The sequence below is a fragment of the Streptomyces xantholiticus genome, from assembly GCF_014651015.1.
GTDB classification, from domain to species: domain Bacteria; phylum Actinomycetota; class Actinomycetes; order Streptomycetales; family Streptomycetaceae; genus Streptomyces; species Streptomyces xantholiticus.
The window spans coordinates 137,972-154,756 of record NZ_BMWB01000012.1 but is presented as its reverse complement, the minus strand read 5'-3'; the positions used below and the strand labels follow the sequence as shown (position 1 = coordinate 154,756).

Annotated in this window: 18 protein-coding genes; 3 read left to right on the top strand and 15 right to left on the bottom strand. The window is 70.4% G+C overall.

Going from position 1 to position 16,785, the window contains the following annotated elements; genetic code table 11:
* The first annotated feature begins 100 nt into the window (after positions 1-100).
* The 3 genes from IE198_RS19430 to IE198_RS19420 all read left to right on the top strand — a co-directional run bounded on the left by IE198_RS19430 (position 101) and on the right by IE198_RS19420 (position 1,824).
* A complete protein-coding gene (locus IE198_RS19430; RefSeq protein WP_189888259.1) occupies positions 101-1,060 on the top strand; it encodes a GlxA family transcriptional regulator in 960 nt (319 codons plus the stop codon).
* A 298-nt stretch (positions 1,061-1,358) separates the two neighbouring features.
* Positions 1,359-1,610: a DUF6400 family protein gene (locus tag IE198_RS19425; RefSeq protein WP_189888257.1), complete on the top strand. Its 252-nt coding sequence runs from the start codon at positions 1,359-1,361 to the stop codon at positions 1,608-1,610.
* On the top strand, positions 1,594-1,824 hold the full coding sequence (locus IE198_RS19420) for a hypothetical protein (RefSeq protein ID WP_189888255.1): 231 nt from the start codon (positions 1,594-1,596) through the stop codon (positions 1,822-1,824). Before IE198_RS19425 ends, IE198_RS19420 begins: the two co-directional genes overlap by 17 nt.
* 49 nt (positions 1,825-1,873) lie before the next feature.
* Here the strand turns inward: IE198_RS19420 and hypE are convergent, their stop codons facing one another.
* From hypE to IE198_RS19355, 15 genes are all read right to left on the bottom strand, one after another.
* Positions 1,874-2,992 carry a hydrogenase expression/formation protein HypE gene (gene hypE, locus IE198_RS19415; protein ID WP_373299897.1) on the bottom strand — a complete coding sequence of 373 codons (1,119 nt, stop codon included), beginning with the start codon at positions 2,990-2,992 and terminating at the stop codon, positions 1,874-1,876.
* Positions 2,985-4,124: a hydrogenase formation protein HypD gene (gene hypD, locus IE198_RS19410; RefSeq protein WP_189888254.1), complete on the bottom strand. Its 1,140-nt coding sequence runs from the start codon at positions 4,122-4,124 to the stop codon at positions 2,985-2,987. Before hypD ends, hypE begins: the two co-directional genes overlap by 8 nt.
* On the bottom strand, positions 4,121-4,444 hold the full coding sequence (locus tag IE198_RS19405) for a HypC/HybG/HupF family hydrogenase formation chaperone (protein ID WP_189888252.1): 324 nt from the start codon (positions 4,442-4,444) through the stop codon (positions 4,121-4,123). The genes hypD and IE198_RS19405 overlap by 4 nt, the downstream gene beginning before the upstream one ends.
* Before the next feature lie 42 nt (positions 4,445-4,486).
* Positions 4,487-6,877, bottom strand: a complete 2,391-nt coding sequence (gene hypF, locus IE198_RS19400) for a carbamoyltransferase HypF (protein ID WP_229834109.1) — start codon at positions 6,875-6,877, stop codon at positions 4,487-4,489.
* Entirely contained in the window at positions 6,874-7,569 is a 696-nt protein-coding gene (gene hypB, locus IE198_RS19395; RefSeq protein WP_189888250.1) for a hydrogenase nickel incorporation protein HypB, read from the bottom strand. The genes hypF and hypB overlap by 4 nt, the downstream gene beginning before the upstream one ends.
* 2 nt (positions 7,570-7,571) lie before the next feature.
* Positions 7,572-7,979 carry a hydrogenase maturation nickel metallochaperone HypA gene (hypA, locus tag IE198_RS19390; protein WP_189888248.1) on the bottom strand — a complete coding sequence of 136 codons (408 nt, stop codon included), beginning with the start codon at positions 7,977-7,979 and terminating at the stop codon, positions 7,572-7,574.
* 149 nt (positions 7,980-8,128) lie between these two features.
* Positions 8,129-8,245, bottom strand: coding sequence for a DUF6893 family small protein (locus tag IE198_RS36620; protein WP_373299896.1), 117 nt, complete (start codon positions 8,243-8,245; stop codon positions 8,129-8,131).
* Positions 8,246-8,292: 47 nt separating this feature from the next.
* A complete protein-coding gene (locus IE198_RS35320) occupies positions 8,293-8,805 on the bottom strand; it encodes a hydrogenase maturation protease (RefSeq protein WP_229834108.1) in 513 nt (170 codons plus the stop codon).
* Positions 8,802-10,205 (bottom strand): hypothetical protein, encoded by a 1,404-nt coding sequence (locus IE198_RS35315; RefSeq protein ID WP_229834107.1) that lies wholly within the window; start codon positions 10,203-10,205, stop codon positions 8,802-8,804. Before IE198_RS35315 ends, IE198_RS35320 begins: the two co-directional genes overlap by 4 nt.
* Entirely contained in the window at positions 10,202-10,840 is a 639-nt protein-coding gene (locus IE198_RS19380) for a DUF6084 family protein (protein WP_189888246.1), read from the bottom strand. Before IE198_RS19380 ends, IE198_RS35315 begins: the two co-directional genes overlap by 4 nt.
* Complete coding sequence (locus tag IE198_RS19375) at positions 10,837-11,502, bottom strand: DUF5947 family protein (RefSeq protein ID WP_189888244.1); 666 nt, start codon at positions 11,500-11,502, stop codon at positions 10,837-10,839. The genes IE198_RS19380 and IE198_RS19375 overlap by 4 nt, the downstream gene beginning before the upstream one ends.
* Positions 11,499-12,062 (bottom strand): NifU-related iron-sulfur-binding protein, encoded by a 564-nt coding sequence (locus tag IE198_RS19370; RefSeq protein WP_189888242.1) that lies wholly within the window; start codon positions 12,060-12,062, stop codon positions 11,499-11,501. The genes IE198_RS19375 and IE198_RS19370 overlap by 4 nt, the downstream gene beginning before the upstream one ends.
* Positions 12,059-13,840, bottom strand: coding sequence for a nickel-dependent hydrogenase large subunit (locus IE198_RS19365; protein WP_189888240.1), 1,782 nt, complete (start codon positions 13,838-13,840; stop codon positions 12,059-12,061). The genes IE198_RS19370 and IE198_RS19365 overlap by 4 nt, the downstream gene beginning before the upstream one ends.
* A 67-nt stretch (positions 13,841-13,907) precedes the next feature.
* Complete coding sequence (locus IE198_RS19360) at positions 13,908-14,996, bottom strand: NADH-quinone oxidoreductase subunit B family protein (protein WP_189888238.1); 1,089 nt, start codon at positions 14,994-14,996, stop codon at positions 13,908-13,910.
* Between the two features lie 55 nt (positions 14,997-15,051).
* A complete protein-coding gene (locus IE198_RS19355; protein ID WP_189888236.1) occupies positions 15,052-16,767 on the bottom strand; it encodes an enoyl-CoA hydratase-related protein in 1,716 nt (571 codons plus the stop codon).
* Positions 16,768-16,785 lie beyond the last annotated feature (18 nt).

The window sequence follows — 16,785 nt, the reverse complement described above, 5'->3', positions numbered from 1 at the left end:
GGGTGTGAGCCTTCCAGGGCCGTCCGGCCCACGGGAGTGGCAGAAACGACCGGTACACTGAAATTCCTGCCACCGCCCTCGACCGCGAAGGGAGCATCCGATGCTCCGCGATGTCGCCGTCATCGCTCTCGAGGGCGCACACGCCTTCGAGCTGGGCGTCTTCTGCGAGGTCTTCGGTATCGACCGCAGCGGTGACGCACTGCCCCGCTACGACTTCGCCCTCGTCTCGGCCACCGGCCAGGACGTGCCCACACGGCACGGTTTCGAGGTTCGGGCCTCGCACGGCCCGGAGCGGCTTGCCACCGCGGACCTCATCTGTGTCCCGGCCTACGACCTGCGCGTACGCCAGTCCGACCGCCTCGCCGAGGAGCTGTGTGCCGCCGTCGAGCGCGGCGCCCGCGTCCTGAGCATCTGCACCGGTGCCTTCCTCCTCGGCCAGGCCGGCCTGCTGGACGGCCGGAGTTGCACCACGCACTGGCAGTACACCGGGGAACTCGCCCGCCGCCACCCGCAGGCCCGGGTCGAGTCGGACGTGCTCTATGTCGACGAGGACCCCGTCCTCACCGGGGCCGGCACCGCCGCCGGCGTCGACACCTGCCTCCACCTGGTCCGCAAGGAGCACGGCAGTGCCGTGGCCAACGCGATCGCGCGGCGCATGGTCGCACCCCCGCACCGGGAAGGCGGCCAGCGCCAGTACCGCGAACGCCCCCAGCCCCGGGAGGGCACCGCCTCGCTGAGCCCCGTCCTGACCTGGATCGAGGCCAACCTCGACCAGGATCTGACCGTCGAGGCAATGGCCCACCGCGCCCACCTGTCCCCGCGCACCTTCGCCCGGCGCTTCCAGCAGGAGACCGGAACCACTCCCCTGCAATGGCTGACCGGACAACGCATCCTGCTCGCCCAGCATCATCTGGAAACCACCGACGAGCCGATCACCGCGATCGCCAGCCGTACCGGCTTCGGCACCATCGACAACCTCCGTCACCACTTCGCTCGCCGGCTGGGAACCACCCCCCAGGGCTATCGGCGCATCTTCCGCGCCCCGCACAAGGAGTCCTGACCGCCTTCTCAAGGGGCGTGTTCGAAGGTCCAGCACCTGGCCAGGGGGACGGTTACAGGCAGTGCCGGGGATGTACTGACCGCGCTCCTGCGCACGGGGTGGCTGTACCACCACCGTCTGCCGGCCCGGCGCTGGTGGGACGACGGTCGGCCACAGCACAACAGGGCGGGCCCGGCCGGGCCCGCGAGGGTCGGGAGCGGGAGCGATGAGGTGCGTCACACCGCCTTCACGGCGCGTCCGCCGCTCTGGTAGACGTGGCGGGGTCCGGCTCGTAGCACCATCATCCGAAAGCACCCCCATGGACCAGGACTCCGCACCCGACCACCTGAATTTCACCATCGACCTCACTCTCGAGGAGGCCCGCCGGCGGGCCGAGGTCGTGGCGGCGCTGGGTCCCGACTGGGACCCCATGGCCGCACTCCGCTCGGAGGAGGAGGCCCATGCGCTCCTCTACTCCGGCCTGGACGCGGAGCAGGAGCAGGTGTATCGCAGGCTCGTGGCTGCGGGCGTGCTGCCGGGACGGGAGCCGGGCGATGCGGCTTCCCATTGATCCGCAGGCGGACCGCGCCCGGCGGGCATGGGTCGCCTGCCCCGGATGCGACGACGCGCGCGGCTGCGTGACCTGCTCGGAGCGGCGCAACTGCTCCGAGCACTGGCGCTATCTCATCTCCAACGAGGGCGCCCTGGTCCATCTGCAGTGCCCGGCCTGTGCGCACACATGGACGCTGGACACCCGTCCCGGCAGGGGCCGAGGGACCGCCTGAGCGTGATCCGCCGGCCTCGAGGCACCTGCGCCCGCGCGCCCCGGGCGACTCAGCAGATCCGCGGCAACTGTTCGCCGACGGGCAGATCGACGACCCGTGTGCCGCCGAGGCCGGTGCGGGCGACCACCATCCCGCGGTGCTCGTCGACCACCTCGCCGATCACGGCGGCCTCCGCGCCCAAGGGATGGGCGCGCATGGCTGCCAGGACCTCCTCGGCGTGCTGAGGCGGGACGAAGGCGACCAGCTTGCCCTCGTTCGCCACGTACATCGGGTCCAGTCCCAGAACGGCACACGCGTTGGCCACGGGCTGCGGCACCGGCACCGCCCGTTCCCGGACGACGATCCCCGTCCCGGACGCAGCCGCGATCTCGTTGAGCGAGGCGGCCAGTCCGCCGCGTGTCGGATCCCGCAGGGCGTGCAGGTCGGGCGTGATGGCGAGCATCGCCTCGACGAGGCCCCCGAGCGCCGCGCAGTCGCTCTCGATCTCCACCCCGAACTCGAGGCCCTCCCGCACGCTCATGATCGCCACACCATGGACACCGATGGCGCCACTGACGATCACGACATCGCCGGGCACGACCCGCTGGGGACGCAGATCGACCCCGGGCGGGATCAGACCGATGCCGGAAGTGTTGATGTAGATACCGTCGCCGTGACCTGCCTCCACCACCTTGGTGTCGCCCGTCACCACTTCGACCCCTGCGGTGCGTGCGGCCGCTCCGAGGGCCTCGGCGACGCGGCCGACGACGTCGATCCCGACGCCCTCCTCGAGAATGAAGCCGCAGGACAGGTAGGCGGCGCGGGCCCCGCTCATGGCGAGGTCATTCACCGTCCCGTTGACAGCCAGGTCGCCGATGCTGCCACCGGGGAAGAACATGGGCCGCACCACGAAGGAGTCGGTGGAGAAGGCCAGCCGCGCCCCGCCGAGTTCCAGGGCCGCGGAGTCCGTCAGGGCGGACAGCACCGGGCCGCCGAAGGCCGGGGCGAAGACCTGCTCGACGAGTTCGGCGGACATGGCCCCGCCTCCGCCGTGGCCCATCACGATCCGCGGCTGGTCGCTCAGCGGGACGGGACAGGTCCAGGAGAGCATGTCCGGCCCGCCGCGTTCGCCGCGCTCCGCCGCGGCGTGCGGGTCCGCGGGACGGGGAGCGCTGGTGGTGTCAGACAACGGCGCTGCCCTCCAGGGACGAGGCTCCCGAGGACGGGGCCTTCAGCTCGAGCCGCCGGTACAGGTAGTACGCGGCGCAGGCACCCTCGCTGGAGACCATCGTGGCTCCCAGCGGTGTGCGGGGTGTACAGGTCGTGCCGAAGGCCTCGCACTCGTGGGGCTTCAGCAACCCCTGCAGGACCTCCCCACTGCGGCACTCGGCCGGCTCCCGGGTGTTGATGCCGTCGACCGAGAAGCGGTACTCGGCGTCGTAGTCCCGATAGCGCTCGGCCAGCCGCCAACCGCTGTCGGGGATGACGCCGATGCCGCGCCACGGCCGGTCCGTGACCTCGAAGACGTCGTCCAGCATGGCCCGGGCGGCCGGATTGCCCTCGGCCCTGACGGCGCGCGGGTAGGCGTTGTCCACCGCGTGTTGGCCGCGCTCCAGTTGCAGGACGGTGCGCCGCACCCCCTCCAGGATGTCCAGTGGCTCGAATCCGGTGACGACGATGGGCACCCGGAATCGCTCGGCCAGTTCCGGATACTCCTCCGTCCCCATCACGCTGCAGACATGGCCGGCGGCGAGGAACGCCTGCACGCGGCAGTTCGGCGACTGCATGATCGCCTCGATCGCCGGAGGTACGCGCACATGCGAGACGAGCAGGCTGAAGTTTCGAATCCCGAGCCTACGCGCCTGATATACCGTCATCGCGTTGGGCGGTGCAGTGGTTTCGAAGCCGATGCCGAAGAAGACGACCTCACGGTCCGGATTCTGCTCGGCGATCCGCAGCGCGTCGAGCGGTGAGTAGACCACCCTGACGTCGCCACCGGCCCCGCGGACCTGGAAGAGGTCACGCCCGGTGCCCGGGACGCGCAGCATGTCCCCGAAGGAGCAGAAGATCACCCCGGGGCGTGAGGCGATCTCGAGGGCCTTGTCGATCACTTCGAGCGGTGTCACGCACACCGGACAGCCCGGCCCATGGATCAACTCGACCTTGTCCGGCAGGAGTTGGTCGATTCCGTGCCGGATGATGGTGTGGGTCTGGCCGCCGCAGACCTCCATCAGCGCCCATGGCCGGGTCACCGTGGCGCGGATCTCGTCGAGCAGCCGTGCCGCCAGGTCCGGGTCGTGAAATTCGTCGATGTACTTCACCGCTGTACCTCCCCGGCCACGCCGTCCTGCGTCGGCCGTTCCGCTTCTTCTTCCGGGTGGGCAGCCGCTTCCCACGGGTCGCCGAACTCCTCCTGGAGCATGCCGAGGTTCTCGAACAGCTCCAGCGTCCTGCGGGCCGATTCCTCGTCCAGCCGCTGCAGCGCGAAGCCGACATGGACGATGGCGTACTCACCGACCCGCAGGTCCGGCAGGTACTCCAGGCACACCTCCTTGACCACGCCGCCGAAGTCGACGGTGGCCATGCGGGTACCGTCCCTGTCCTCGACGCCCAGCACTCTGCCGGGTACCGCAAGGCACATGTGTGTCTCCTTAACGTTGGGCTGGTGGGCTGCCTGTGCCCGTCATCCGGCCTCGGCTGCGGCGTGGGCGGCCACGACGAGCTGACCTACCGCCAGCCCCCCGTCGTTCGGTGGGATCCGCTGATGGCGCAGGACGGTGAAGCCGTCCTGGCGCAGACCGCGGGCACAGAGGGAGGAGAGCAGAACGTTGGCGAACACCCCGCCGGTCAACGCGACGGTCTCAAGGCCGGCCTCGTCACGCGCCGCGGCGCACACTGTGCGGACGAGCCGCGCCACCGCCCGATGGAATCGCGCGGCGACGGACGGCGTCGCGATGCCGTGCCGCAGGTCTTCCACGACCGCACCGATCACGGGCGCGGGGTCGCACACCAGCGGGGCACCGGCCCGCCGGACCATCCGGAAGGTGTACCGGTCATCGTCCTCGGACTCCACGCCGACAGCGGCGGCCTCGAGCTCGATCGCGGCCTGCGCCTCGTAACCGGCTCGATGGCAGACTCCGGCCAGCGACGAGACGGCGTCGAACAGACGGCCCATGCTCGACGTGGGCACGCAGTTCAGGCTGCGCGTCAACTGCTGCTCCAGCAGGCGAAGTTCATCGCCGGGGCAGGCCGTCGCGCACAGCAGGTCACCGCTCCAGGGGATGCCCGCCGCACGCAGGTGCGCCAGGGCCATGCGGTACGGACGCCGTACGGTCGCGTCCCCGCCCGGCAGGGGTACGTACGCGAGATGCGCGAACCGGGAGTACCCCGCGTAGTCCGCGATCAGGAACTCGCCGCCCCACACCGCGCCGTCGTCTCCGTGGCCGGTGCCGTCGAAAGCGACTCCGATCACCGGGCAGCTGCCGTCCAGGCCGTGCTCGGCCATGGCGGCCGCTACATGGGCGTGGTGGTGCTGGACCCGCACGACCGGGCGCCCGTCGGCGTGCCGGCGTGCCCACTGGGCGGATCGGTACGCCGGGTGCCGGTCGGCGACCATCATGCCGGGCCGCACTCCTGTGATGGACTCCAACTGCTTCTCGGCGCGCTCGAAGGCCAGTTGCGTCGCGAGGTCGTCCATGTCCCCGATGTGGGCGGAAAGCCAGGCTTTGCGGCCCTCCCCGAGACAGAAGGTGTTCTTGAGGTCTCCGCCGACGGCAAGGGCGGGGACCACCGGCACGGGCAGGGTGAGGGGCAGCGGGGCGTGTCCGCGGGAGCGGCGCAGCATCAGCGGTTCGCCGTCGCATACGCGCACCACCGAGTCGTCGCACGGCACATGGATTGGACGGTCGTGCAGCAGCCAGGCGTCGGCCAGTTGGGCCAGCCGCCTCTGTGCTTCCGTGTCGTCGGTGACGATGGGTTCGCCGGCGATGTTGCCGCTGGTCATGACCAACAGCCTGGGCGCGTCGTGCTCCTGCGTGCCCGGTCCGAGGAGCAGGTGATGCACCGGCGTGTAGGGGAGCATGACGCCGAGGTCGGGGCTGCCGGGTGCGACCTCTTCGCAGGGAAAGGCGGTGCCCGGCAGCGGCCGTGCGCCGGGGCGGCGTCGCATCAGGACGATGGGCCGTACGCTCCCTGTGAGCAAGTCCCTTTCCAGGGGTCCCAACTGAACGAGGGGCTCGAGATCGGAGATGTCCTTGGCCATCAGGGCGAACGGCTTGTCGCCCCTGGCCTTGCGGCGGCGCAGCTCGGCCACCGCAGAGGAGTTGGTCGCGTCGCAGGCCAGGTGGTAGCCGCCGAGTCCCTTCACGGCGACGATCGCACCATCGGCCAGCAGCGTGCGCGCCTGGGCGACCGGATCCACACCTGCCGGCACGGCCGAACGCGCTCCTGCGCCGTCGCTCCCCGCGACGATCAAGCGCAACCGGGGACCGCAGGCGGGGCAGGCGACGGGCTGGGCGTGGAAGCGACGGTCGGCCGGATCGCCGTACTCGCGTGCACAGTCGGCACACATCGGAAACCCGGCCATGGTCGTGTGGTCGCGGTCGTAGGGCAAGCCGGTGACGATGGTGAATCGGGGCCCGCAGTGCGTGCATGTGATGAACGGATGGCGGTGCCGCCGGTTCGCCGGATCGGAGAACTCCGCGAGACAGTCGGCACAGGTGGCCGTGTCCGGGGACACCAAGGTGCGCACGGGGCCGCCGGCGCGGGACGGGACGATGGTGAATCCGCTTCCCCCGGTGGCGGGCACCTCTGTGGCGTCCACCGATTCGACGAGCGCGAGGGGCGGGGCTTCGGGAGCGATGCGCGCGCAGAACCGCGCGACGGCGGCCGGTTCCCCTTCGATCTCCACGACCACACCGTCGACCGTGTTGGTCACATGACCGGAAAGCCGCAGTTCCGTGGCCAGGGTGTACAGGTAGGGCCGGAACCCCACACCCTGCACCACGCCCCGCACGACCACCCTGCTGCGCTGTACGGCCGGCGCCAGGGCCGCACCGGACTGCCGCGTGATCACGCGCGGGCCTGAGCCATCACCGGAGCGTGGACGGCGCTCCCTTCGGCCGCCGACAGTGCCCGGTCGAGGAGACAGCCGGCGCCCTCTCCGCTGCGCACGGACGTGAGGACCACCTCCACACCCGGGTTGACCTGCTGCACATTGGTGCGGAAGACCGCCTCGTCGAAAGCGGCGGGCTCCGCCATGTCGGTCTTGGTGACGACCACCAGGTGCGCGAGCCCGAACGCGGTGGGGTACTTGAGCGGCTTGTCCTCCCCCTCGGTCACGGAGGCGAGGACGACCCGGAGCGACTCGCCGAGGTCATAGGAGGCGGGGCAGACCAGGTTGCCGACGTTTTCGACGAACAGCAGCCGGGTGTCCTCGGGCAGCCAGTTGTGCAGGTGCCTGGCGAGCATGTCGGCTTCCAGGTGGCACAGCCCGTCGGTGAGGATCTGCTTGACGGGGACACCGGAGCGGGCCAGGCGTTCCGCGTCGTTCTCGGTGGCCAGGTCCGCAGTGAGTGCGGCGGCGGGGACGCCGCGTTCCCGGGCCAGCAGCAGCTCGCGTTCGAGCAGGGCGGTCTTTCCGCTGCCGGGGCTGGAGAGCAGGTTGACGACCGTGGTGCCCCGGGTGGTCAGTTCGGTGCGCAGAATCTGTGCCGCCGCCTCGTTCTTCGCCAGGACGGCCTGCTGGAGGTCAACTACTCGGCACATGCTCAGCTCTCCTGGGGAATCGGTTCGCGGATGCGTACGTGCGCCGCGTCGGCCTCGGCCTCGACGTCGGCCCACCGCACCTCGGAGATCCGCAGCTCGCGGCCCGAGACGAGATCGGCGGCGGCATTGCCGCACGCGGGGCAGATCAATTGCGGCGGCATTCCGACGTCCCACACGTCCGCGCACGTCCCGCAGCGGGCGGTGCCCGGAACAGACCGGGTGAAGAGTTCGGCGCCTTCGAGGACCGTGCCGGCGCAGGCGAGTTCGAAGCAGAAGGCCAGCGCGTCGGGAACGACCCCGGCCAGCTCCCCTACATCGAGGCTGACGCTCTCGACACCGACGGCCCCACGGGAGCGTGCTGCCTGCTCGACCTGGTCGACGACCGCGAGCGCGACGGACATCTCGTGCATCGGTCTCCGTCCTGTGCCGGGGGTGCCTCCGGCGCCCATTACAGGGCGGAGCCGTGGCGCCCGGGCGTCCGGCGCGCCGGGGTCACACCGTTGCGTACGCCGTTCGGTTCACCCGGGCCGCCCCGCCGGCCCGGGCGAGCACTCCGGGCTCACATCTTGCGGATGCGCAGGTAGCGCTTGATGTCGGGCAGGACGCCCCTGACGATGGCAGCAACCGCCGTGGCGGCCGTGGCGGCGGCAGCGCCGCCGATGATGGTCTTCTTCATGGGATTCTCCGTACTTCTGCTACGACGGCTTGTCATTCGACTGCCTTTCATACGGCGGCTTCCTTCCGAACCAGGTCGGTCACCATCCGCACCGCTCCCGGCACCGCGGCCTCCACCTGCGGGCTGAGCCCGATGACTTCGTCGATGACGGCGGGTTCGCAGCCGACCACGAGCGTGCGGCGCGGGGGTGTCGCGCCGGTCCCCGCGCACAGCGTGTCCAGCAGAGCCAGCACGGCGTCGGGTGACATCCGGTGCCCGTCGAGCGGGACGTCCTCCGCGAGGGGCCGGTCGCCAGGCGCTCCCGGCTCGATCAGATACAGCGTTCCCGCTTCGCTCCCGCGCGCGGTCGCGTCGACGATCACGAGTGTGTCGTAGCCGTCGAGGAGCTGATACGCGAGGTGGACGCCGCGGATCCCGATGTCGGCCACTTCGACATCGGGCGGCAGTTCCTCCTGGGCCAGCCTTCTGGCGACCTCGACGCCGAAGCCGTCGTCGCCGAGGAAGATGTTGCCGACCCCGGCGACCAGGGTGCGGGGACCGGACGGTACGGGAGTGGTCACACGTCCTCCAGGACTTCGACCTCGTCGGGCTGGAAGTAGAGGAACCGCCCCTGCTCGCGACGGATGTCCGCGCCCGGATCGTCGTCGACGGTTACAGCGATGTGCACTCCTCCGTCGACGTCGTGCAGCACGGCTTCGACGAGTGCGCTGCGGCCGTGCAGAAACAGGTCCTGGGCGTCCGTGTGGCGCAGGCCCGGCCGCAGCACGACCCTGGTGCCCGTGCGTACCGTCCGGCCGTCGACCATGACATGGTCTCGGTCCGGATCGACGCTCGCGTCGCCGCCCGGGTCCCACCAGGGGGTTTCGGGCCGGAACACCGCCTGCTCGTCGGGCTCCTGCTGCCCGGTCACCTCCCTCAGGCTGCGCACCGCTCCGTGCAGGCGCTCCAGCACCTCCGGCGGCATGGTGTCGGCGAGATCGATCACGGCTGCCGCACGAGCGTCCGTCCCTCTGGCCTCGCGCTTCTCCTCGTCGGTCAGTGCCGCGGTGCGCAGGGCCAGGATCTCGTCGATCTCGGTGGCGTCGTACAGGGCCCCGGGGCTCTCGGGCGCGATGGCCGGGTGGTCCTCGAGGATGATCGGCGAGGAGAGCACCAGGTCGCCGCTGCCCGGTTCACCGGCGAGCACGGGCCAGGTGTGCAGATTCCGGCAGGCGGCGACCGCGCCTCGCGCCCATTCGGGCGGGTCGGTCATGGAGAGGAACGCGCCGGCGTCCAGGCGCAGCAGCACATGGCTGGCGACAAGTGAGTACGGCAGGGCCGCGTCGCGGTCGCCGCCGCTGTCGGGCATCCAGGAGCTCGTGTTCTCCACGACCACGCTCAGCCGTTCGACGCGGTACGGGCCGTCCAGCTCGGTCGTGGAGAGTCGTACGGCGCCGCTGACTTCCTCTCGGCGGCGTACGAGCCGTCCGACGATCCGGCCTGCGGCGTCGGTGACCGGTTCGGTGTCCTCTGCCGCCGGACGCGTGAAGGGAAAGACAACGCCGTCTCCCGCCAACTCCGCTACGGAAACGGTCAGTTCGACCCGTTCCTCCCGGCCCTCGTCCCAGGGCACCAGGACCCGGTCGTCCAGGTGCAGTTCGCGTACCGTCTCGAACGTCCCGTCGTGCCGGGCCTCCTGGACGACGCGCCGTTGAGTGTGCAGGAAGCGGACCTCGAGCGCGAGCGTCGCGCCCCGCTTCGGTTCCATGAGGCATTCGGTGTGCTGGAAGTCGTGTTCCTCGCCTGCGGCGCTCCAAGCCGGGGGGACGAGGACGCCGAACTGCCAGCGCAGCTTGTTCTTGGCGGCCGACGCCCGGTACGGGTAGAGCACATAGCCCTCGAAGAGCACCGCGTCGGCGACCTGCCGGGCGACGGCGAGCCGGGTCTGTGTGTCGGGGGTGAACGGGGTGGCTGTGGTCATGCCGTCCTCTCCCCCGCCTCTTCGAGGAGCGTCTCGACGGTCGCCTGCCACGAGGGCAGCGCGCGCCGGGACCGGTAGGCGAGCAGTGCGTCCATGGCGTCCCGCGGGAGCCGGATCCAGCCGCAGCCGGGGAAGTGCTGCTCGACCATCTCTTGCCAGACCTTCACGGGCATCCGGTGGGCGACCTCCTTGTCCCAGGGCACGGGCTCGACATGGAAGCCGCCGGCGCCGGTGAAGGCGGTACCGGAGAACAGCATGAGCAGCGGCACCTCCCCGTCGGTCAGGGCCCGGAAGTAGCGTGATGCCGCGATGTCCGTGTCGTAGGTGCAGGGCACGACCAGGTCCGTCTCGATCTCCCCGGTGAAGCCGGGGACCATTACGGAGACCTGAGCGAACTGCACCGGGTTGAGGCTGCTGCCCCATCGGGAGCGCTCGCCGAACAGGTCGGTCAGCGCCTCGGCCTCCGCGGTGTCGTATCCACGCCGGGCGGGTTCGATGCGGATCTGGCAGCGCAGCGCGAGGGCGTGGACCCGTACGCCCTCGGAGGCAGTGATCCGCAGCCGGAAAACGAGGGTCGGGCCCGCGGCGTACGCGTCGGCGCGCACGCCGGTACAGCTGAAGGAGAACTCGGTCATGACCGGCTCCCCTGCACCTCGCGGGCCGCGCCGCGGACATGGGCGAAGAACGCGTCGAGGTCGGCCCGGGCTTCCGCGCCGCCGTCGAAGCCCTGCCAGCGCAGTCGCATACGGCCCACCAGTTCGTAGCAGATGTCGATCGGCACCAGGTAGCACTCGGTGCGACCGCCGTGGCGGCGCAGCAGCAGGGCCTCGACGTCCGGTTCGAGCAGCGCGCCGAGGTCCGTCCCCTCGAGGACGGTCTGCCAGGACGACGGCTCGAGTTCGCTCTCGGTGGCTCCGGCCGGGCTCGGGTAGAGCGCGACGAGTCGGTCGAGGGCGGAGTTGCGCAAGAAGAAAGCGACACCGACGGGGATCCGCAGCAGCTCCCAGGCGGTGTCGTCGAGCTGGTGGCCCGGGTCGCTCAGGTAACGGCCGGGGACCGCCCGGAAGCGGCCGTTCGGCCCGCCCGAGCGGTCCAGCAGCTGAGAACAGGGGCCACAGGCGCAGACCAGTGCCCGCTTCTCGGTGTCGACGAGGTGCCGGTGGCGTTCACCGCCGAGGTGCGCCCCGCACAGCTCGCACTTCTCTTCGCGGGGCCGCCGGGCAGTGGTGAAGCGGCGCAGGCCCTGCGGGCCCGGAGGACGCCACGGCCGCCCCGGGCCGACATGGGGCGCGCTCACGACGCCGCGGCCGATGAGCGGCCACCCGATACGGCGCGCGGCGGGCCGCTGCCGATCTGGAGCAGCGCCGGCTCGCGCGAAGCGGCCGCCCCCTCCATGTCCACGCCGGTCACCTCGGGCGCGAAGCACGCGAGCGCGTCGACAGCCGCCTGCCGGACCGACTCCTGGGTGCTCGGACAGCCGCAGCCCGTCGAGGCGGTGACCCGCAGGCGCAGCACACCGGTCGCCGGGTCGAATCCCGCCTGCTCGACGGGGTGTGGAATGCCGTCCAGGGCACGCGCGATGCGGGCGGGCAGGTCTTCCGGGTGCAACCCGTGCAAATTCAGCAGGCTTGCCACGAGTTCGTCCCCGAGCAAGCCCTCGAGCGGGGTGCCGGGCGGTTGGGCGGTGGAGCGTTGGAGCAGTTCGACTGCCCGGCCGAGCGCCGCACCGTAGAACTCCATGAGCACCCGCACCAGTTCCTCTGCCGCCGCGCAGGCTTCGGCGTCCTGGGTGGCGGCCAGCCGGTCGAGGACCTCCTCGACCTGCCGGCCTGCCTCCTCCGCGGTCACCGCGCTCATCCGGCGAGGCCGCTCAGCCCGGTGGGCACGTGCATCGACTTCACCGTCCTGCCGGCGCCCACGTACATGTGGACGCCGCACGGCAGACAGGGGTCGAAGCTGCGCACGGCACGCATGATGTCGATGCCCTTGAAGTTCTCCGGCGGGTTCTCCTCGAAGATCGGTGTGTTCTGCACGGCGTCCTCGTAGGGACCGGGTGTGCCGTACGTGTCGCGTGTGGAGGCGTTCCACGGCGTCGGCGGGTACGGGTGGTAGTTGGCGATCTTGCCGTCCCTGATGACCATGTGGTGCGAGAGGACACCGCGCACCGCCTCGGTGAAGCCGACGCCGATGGACTCGTCCGGCACCTCGAACTTCTCCCAGGTCTGGGTGCGTCCGGCGCGGACCTCCTCGAGCCCCTTCTCCGCGCAGTGCAGCGCGACGGCCGCGGCGTAGGCCTGGAAGTACGTGCGGGCGCGGTTGCGCTCCAGCGCGTTGCTCCACTGGGGGATCTTCCACTCGAACGTGGTCTCCGGCTTGGTCATCGTGCGGGGCAGGTTGATGACGACACTGTGGCCGGTGGCCTTGACGTACCCGATGTCGACGAGCCCGGACAGGGCGGTGGACCACAGGCGCGCGATCGGGCCGCCGCCGGTGTCCAACGGCAGGTGCTCCTTGCCGTCGAACCAGCGCGGCGACATGACCCAGCTGTACTTGTCGCTGAAGTCCCGCTTCTGCGGGGCGGGAATGGTGTGCTGGTTCCAGGGGTGGCGCGGGTCGACCGGGTTGCCGAGCGGGTCGTGGGTGACGAACTGCTCCTGGCCCTGCCAGTCCTCGTAGTAGGAACTGCCCAGGAGGATACGGATACCGAGGTTGATCTCGGTCAGGTCGTTGGTGACGAGCTTGCCGTCCACGATGACGCCGGGTGTGACGAACATGCGCCGGCCCCAGTCGCTCATGTTGGCGTAGGTGAAGTCGCAGTACTCGGGGTCGTTGAGCGCTCCCCAGCAGCCGAGCAGCACACGCCGGCGGCCCACTTCCTCGTACCCCGGCAGAGCCTCGTAGAAGAAGTCGAAGAGGTCGTCGTGCAGGGGGACGACACGCTTCATGAACTCCACATAGCGCATGAGGCGGGAGAGGTAGTCGGTGAAGAGCTGTACGGACCCGATCGTGCCGACGCCGCCCGGGTACAGCGTGGAGGGGTGGACGTGGCGCCCCTCCATCAGGCAGAACATCTCCCGTGTGTAGCGGCTGACTTGGAGCGCTTCGCGGTAGAACTCGCCCTCGAGTGGGTTGAGGGAGCGCATGATGTCGGCGATGGTGCGGTAGCCGTGGTCGGCGGCGTGCGGCGCCTCCGTGCGTTCGGCGAGTTCGAGGACGCCCGGGTTGGTCTCGCGGACCATCTTCTCGCAGTAGTCGACCCCGACCAGGTTCTCCTGGAAGATGTTGTGGTCGAACATGTACTCGGCGGACTCGCCGAGGTTGATGATCCACTCGCCGAGGTGCGGCGGCTTCACGCCGTACGCCATGTTCTGGGTGTACACGGAGCAGGTGGCGTGGTTGTCGCCGCAGATACCGCAGATCCGGCTGGTGATGAAGTGTGCGTCGCGCGGGTCCTTGCCGCGCATGAAGACGCTGTAGCCGCGGAAGACCGACGAGGTGCTGTAGCACTCCGCGACGCGCTTCTGCTTGAAGTCGATCTTTGCGTGGATGCCGAGACTTCCCACGATCCGGGTGATCGGATCCCAGGCCATCTCCACCAGGCCGGTGCCGTCACCGGTCGTCGTCGAGGATGCCATTGTGTGTGCGGTGCCCTTCGTCAGTTCTTCGAGCGGGAGAGGGGATCGGCGGCCTGATGGGGAGCGGTCACCACGGCGGCCGGTAGCCCGTGGTGATCTTCTGGCCCGTGTGCCGCCACTTCGGCTCCCGGTCCACCGTCTTGGCCGTGATGGTCCGCAGCCTGCGGATCACGGAGCCGTACACGCCGCTGGCGGCGCTGGAGACCTTGCCGCCGGGCGGTTCGTCCATGAACGGCATGAACTTGTCCGGGAAACCGGGCATGGTGCAGGCGATGCAGATGCCTCCGACGTTCGGACAGCCGCCGATGCCGTTCATCCAGCCGCGCTTGGGGACGTTGCACTTGACGACGGGGCCCCAGCAGCCGAGCTTGACGAGGCACTTGGGAGAGTCGTAGGTCGTGGCGAACTGGCCCTGCTCGTAGTAACCGGCCCGGTCGCACCCCTCGTGGACGGTGGCGCCGAACAGCCACGTCGGCCGGAGCTTGTCGTCGAGGGGGATCATCGGCGCGGACCCCGCCGCCTGGTAGAGCAGGTAGGTCAGGGTCTCGGCGAAGTTGTCGGGCTGGATGGGGCAGCCGGGCACGCAGACGATGGGAATGCCCGCCTTGGACTTCCAGTCCCAGCCCAGGTAGTCGGGCACGCCCATCGCGCCGGTCGGATTGCCGGCCATCGCGTGGATGCCACCGTAGGTGGCACAGGTACCGATCGCGACCACCGCGAGGGCCTTGGGCGCGAGCCGGTCGATCCACTCGCTGGTGGTGATGGGCTGGCCCGTCTCCGGGTTGTCGCCGAAGCCGCACCAGTACCCCTCCTGCTTGATCGCCTCGTTGGGCACGGACCCCTCGATCACCAGCACGAACGGGTCGATTTCACCGCGCTCCCCCTTGAAGAACCACTCGATGAAGGTGTCCGCGCCGCCCACGGGACCGCACTCGAAGTCGATCAGCGGCCAGTGGACGGCGATCTTGGGCAGGCCCGGCAGACCGGCGAGCGCGATCTCCTCGATGCTGGGCTGCATGGCTGCCGTCAGCGCGACCGAGTCGCCGTCGCAGCTCAGCCCGGCATTGATCCAGAGGATGTGGATCGGCGCCTCGTCACTGCCGGGCGTACCGGATGCGCCCGGCTCTTCGACCGTGGTCGGCGTTCCTGCGTTCATGAGTACGCCTCCTGGGAGGTTCGCGGCAAAGGCCTCATACAGGCCTCCGATCTTGCTAACAGTCAGCCGGGCGCGCCGCCACCGCACCCTGGCTGCCGAAGTCGGCGGGGACCTCCTGCTTTCGCACGAACGCACGGCGAAGGGCGTGGTACGGCGCCTCCGCGTCCGAGAAGGTGCGCAGCATGTGCGCGAGTTCCTCTGCCCGATAGGCGGCGAGCGGCTTCGTGGATTCACGGCGCTCGCTTTCCGCCTTCTTGGTGACGACGCGCAGCTGCACGGTAGGGAGGGCCGCCAGCCGTGCCGCCAATCGAGTGACCTCGGCGGTGAAGTCCTGCGGAGCGCAGTCGACGACCCGGTCGACGAGCCCCATGCTGTGCGCGGTGGCTGCGGTTACCGGCCGGGCCTCCTCGGTGAGACGCTCCGCCATGGGGCCGCCCACTCGGCGGGGCAGGGTGTAGGTCCAGTACTCCGACCCGTAGAGGCCCATGCGCCGGTAGTGCGGGTTGAGCACGGAGCCCGACCGGCACCAGACCTCGTCCGCGGCCAGTGCGAACATGACGCCGCCGGCGGCGGCGTTGCCGCCGATCGCGCTGACCACGAGCCGGTCGGTGGTGGTCAGAACGGCCTCCACCAGGTCGTTCATGGCGTTGATGTTGGCCCAGGACTCCGCAGCGGGGTCGGCTGCCGCGTCGATGACGTTCAGGTGGATGCCGTTGGAGAAGAAGTCCCGGCTGCCGCCCAGCACCAGCACGGCGGTGGGGCGGGAGCACGCCGCCCGGTAGGCGTCCAGCAGCCGACGGCAGTGACCGGTGTTCATGGCCCCGCCGGGGAACGAGAAGGAGAGAAGCCCGACCGGCCCCTCCTCCCGGTAGCGGATGTCGCTCCAGGTGCCGTGGCCCTCTGCCGGGTACAGGGGCGCGGGAATCTCGGGCAGAGGCGGCAGCCGGTCGGCCAGCGCAAGGGTGGCGGGCAGTTTGCAGGCGCGAGGGAGCCCCGGACCGCGGCGGGCCCGTACCTCGGGAATCCACACCGCGCCGTCGGCCGTCGCGCGGCAGACGGCACCCGCACGGGTGGCCAGCAGCTCACCGGGCCGGCCATGCAGCGCGTCCTCCGGGTGGCCGCCGTGGAGGAACCATTCACCGCCGAGCAGCTCGTCCCGCACACCGGGCTGCGAGTCGGCGCCGCGCAGTTTGCGCAGGACCGCCTCCGTGGAGTCGTCATGCCAAGAGATCCGGCGCATCGCCTGACCGAAGTACGGCCGGGTCCGCGCCGCGACCGCCCGCGGGAGACCGCCCTGCGGCCGGGGAACGTGGTTGCCCGACGCGAAACGGTCGACGGCCAGCAGGACGGCTTCGATCGCGGCGTCGGAAACCTCGTTCCGGTACAGGTCGCTCTTGGCGACCCGGGGAACGGGAAAGCCGACGGTCGCCCAGACGTCGCCGGCGTCCATCTCCTCGTCGGCCTGAAGCACGGTGACGCCCCACGCGTCGACGCCCTCGTCGATCGCCCAGTCCAACGAGGACGGTCCGCGGTCCCCCACAGGCCCCGGATGCACGATGAGGCAGGTGCAGCCCGTCCAGACGTCCCGGGGAACCACGGCCTTCAGCAGCGGCGCCACCACGAGGTCGGGCCGGTGCCGCTGCACCGCGGCCCGCACCGCCGAACCGTGCGGCGTCACCTCCACGGCCACGGCATGCCTGCGGTCACGCAGTTCTGCGTGGACCCGCTGGGTGAGACTGTTGTACGCGCTGGCGACGAGCAAGATACGCATGGCGGCCCTCCCTCGAGT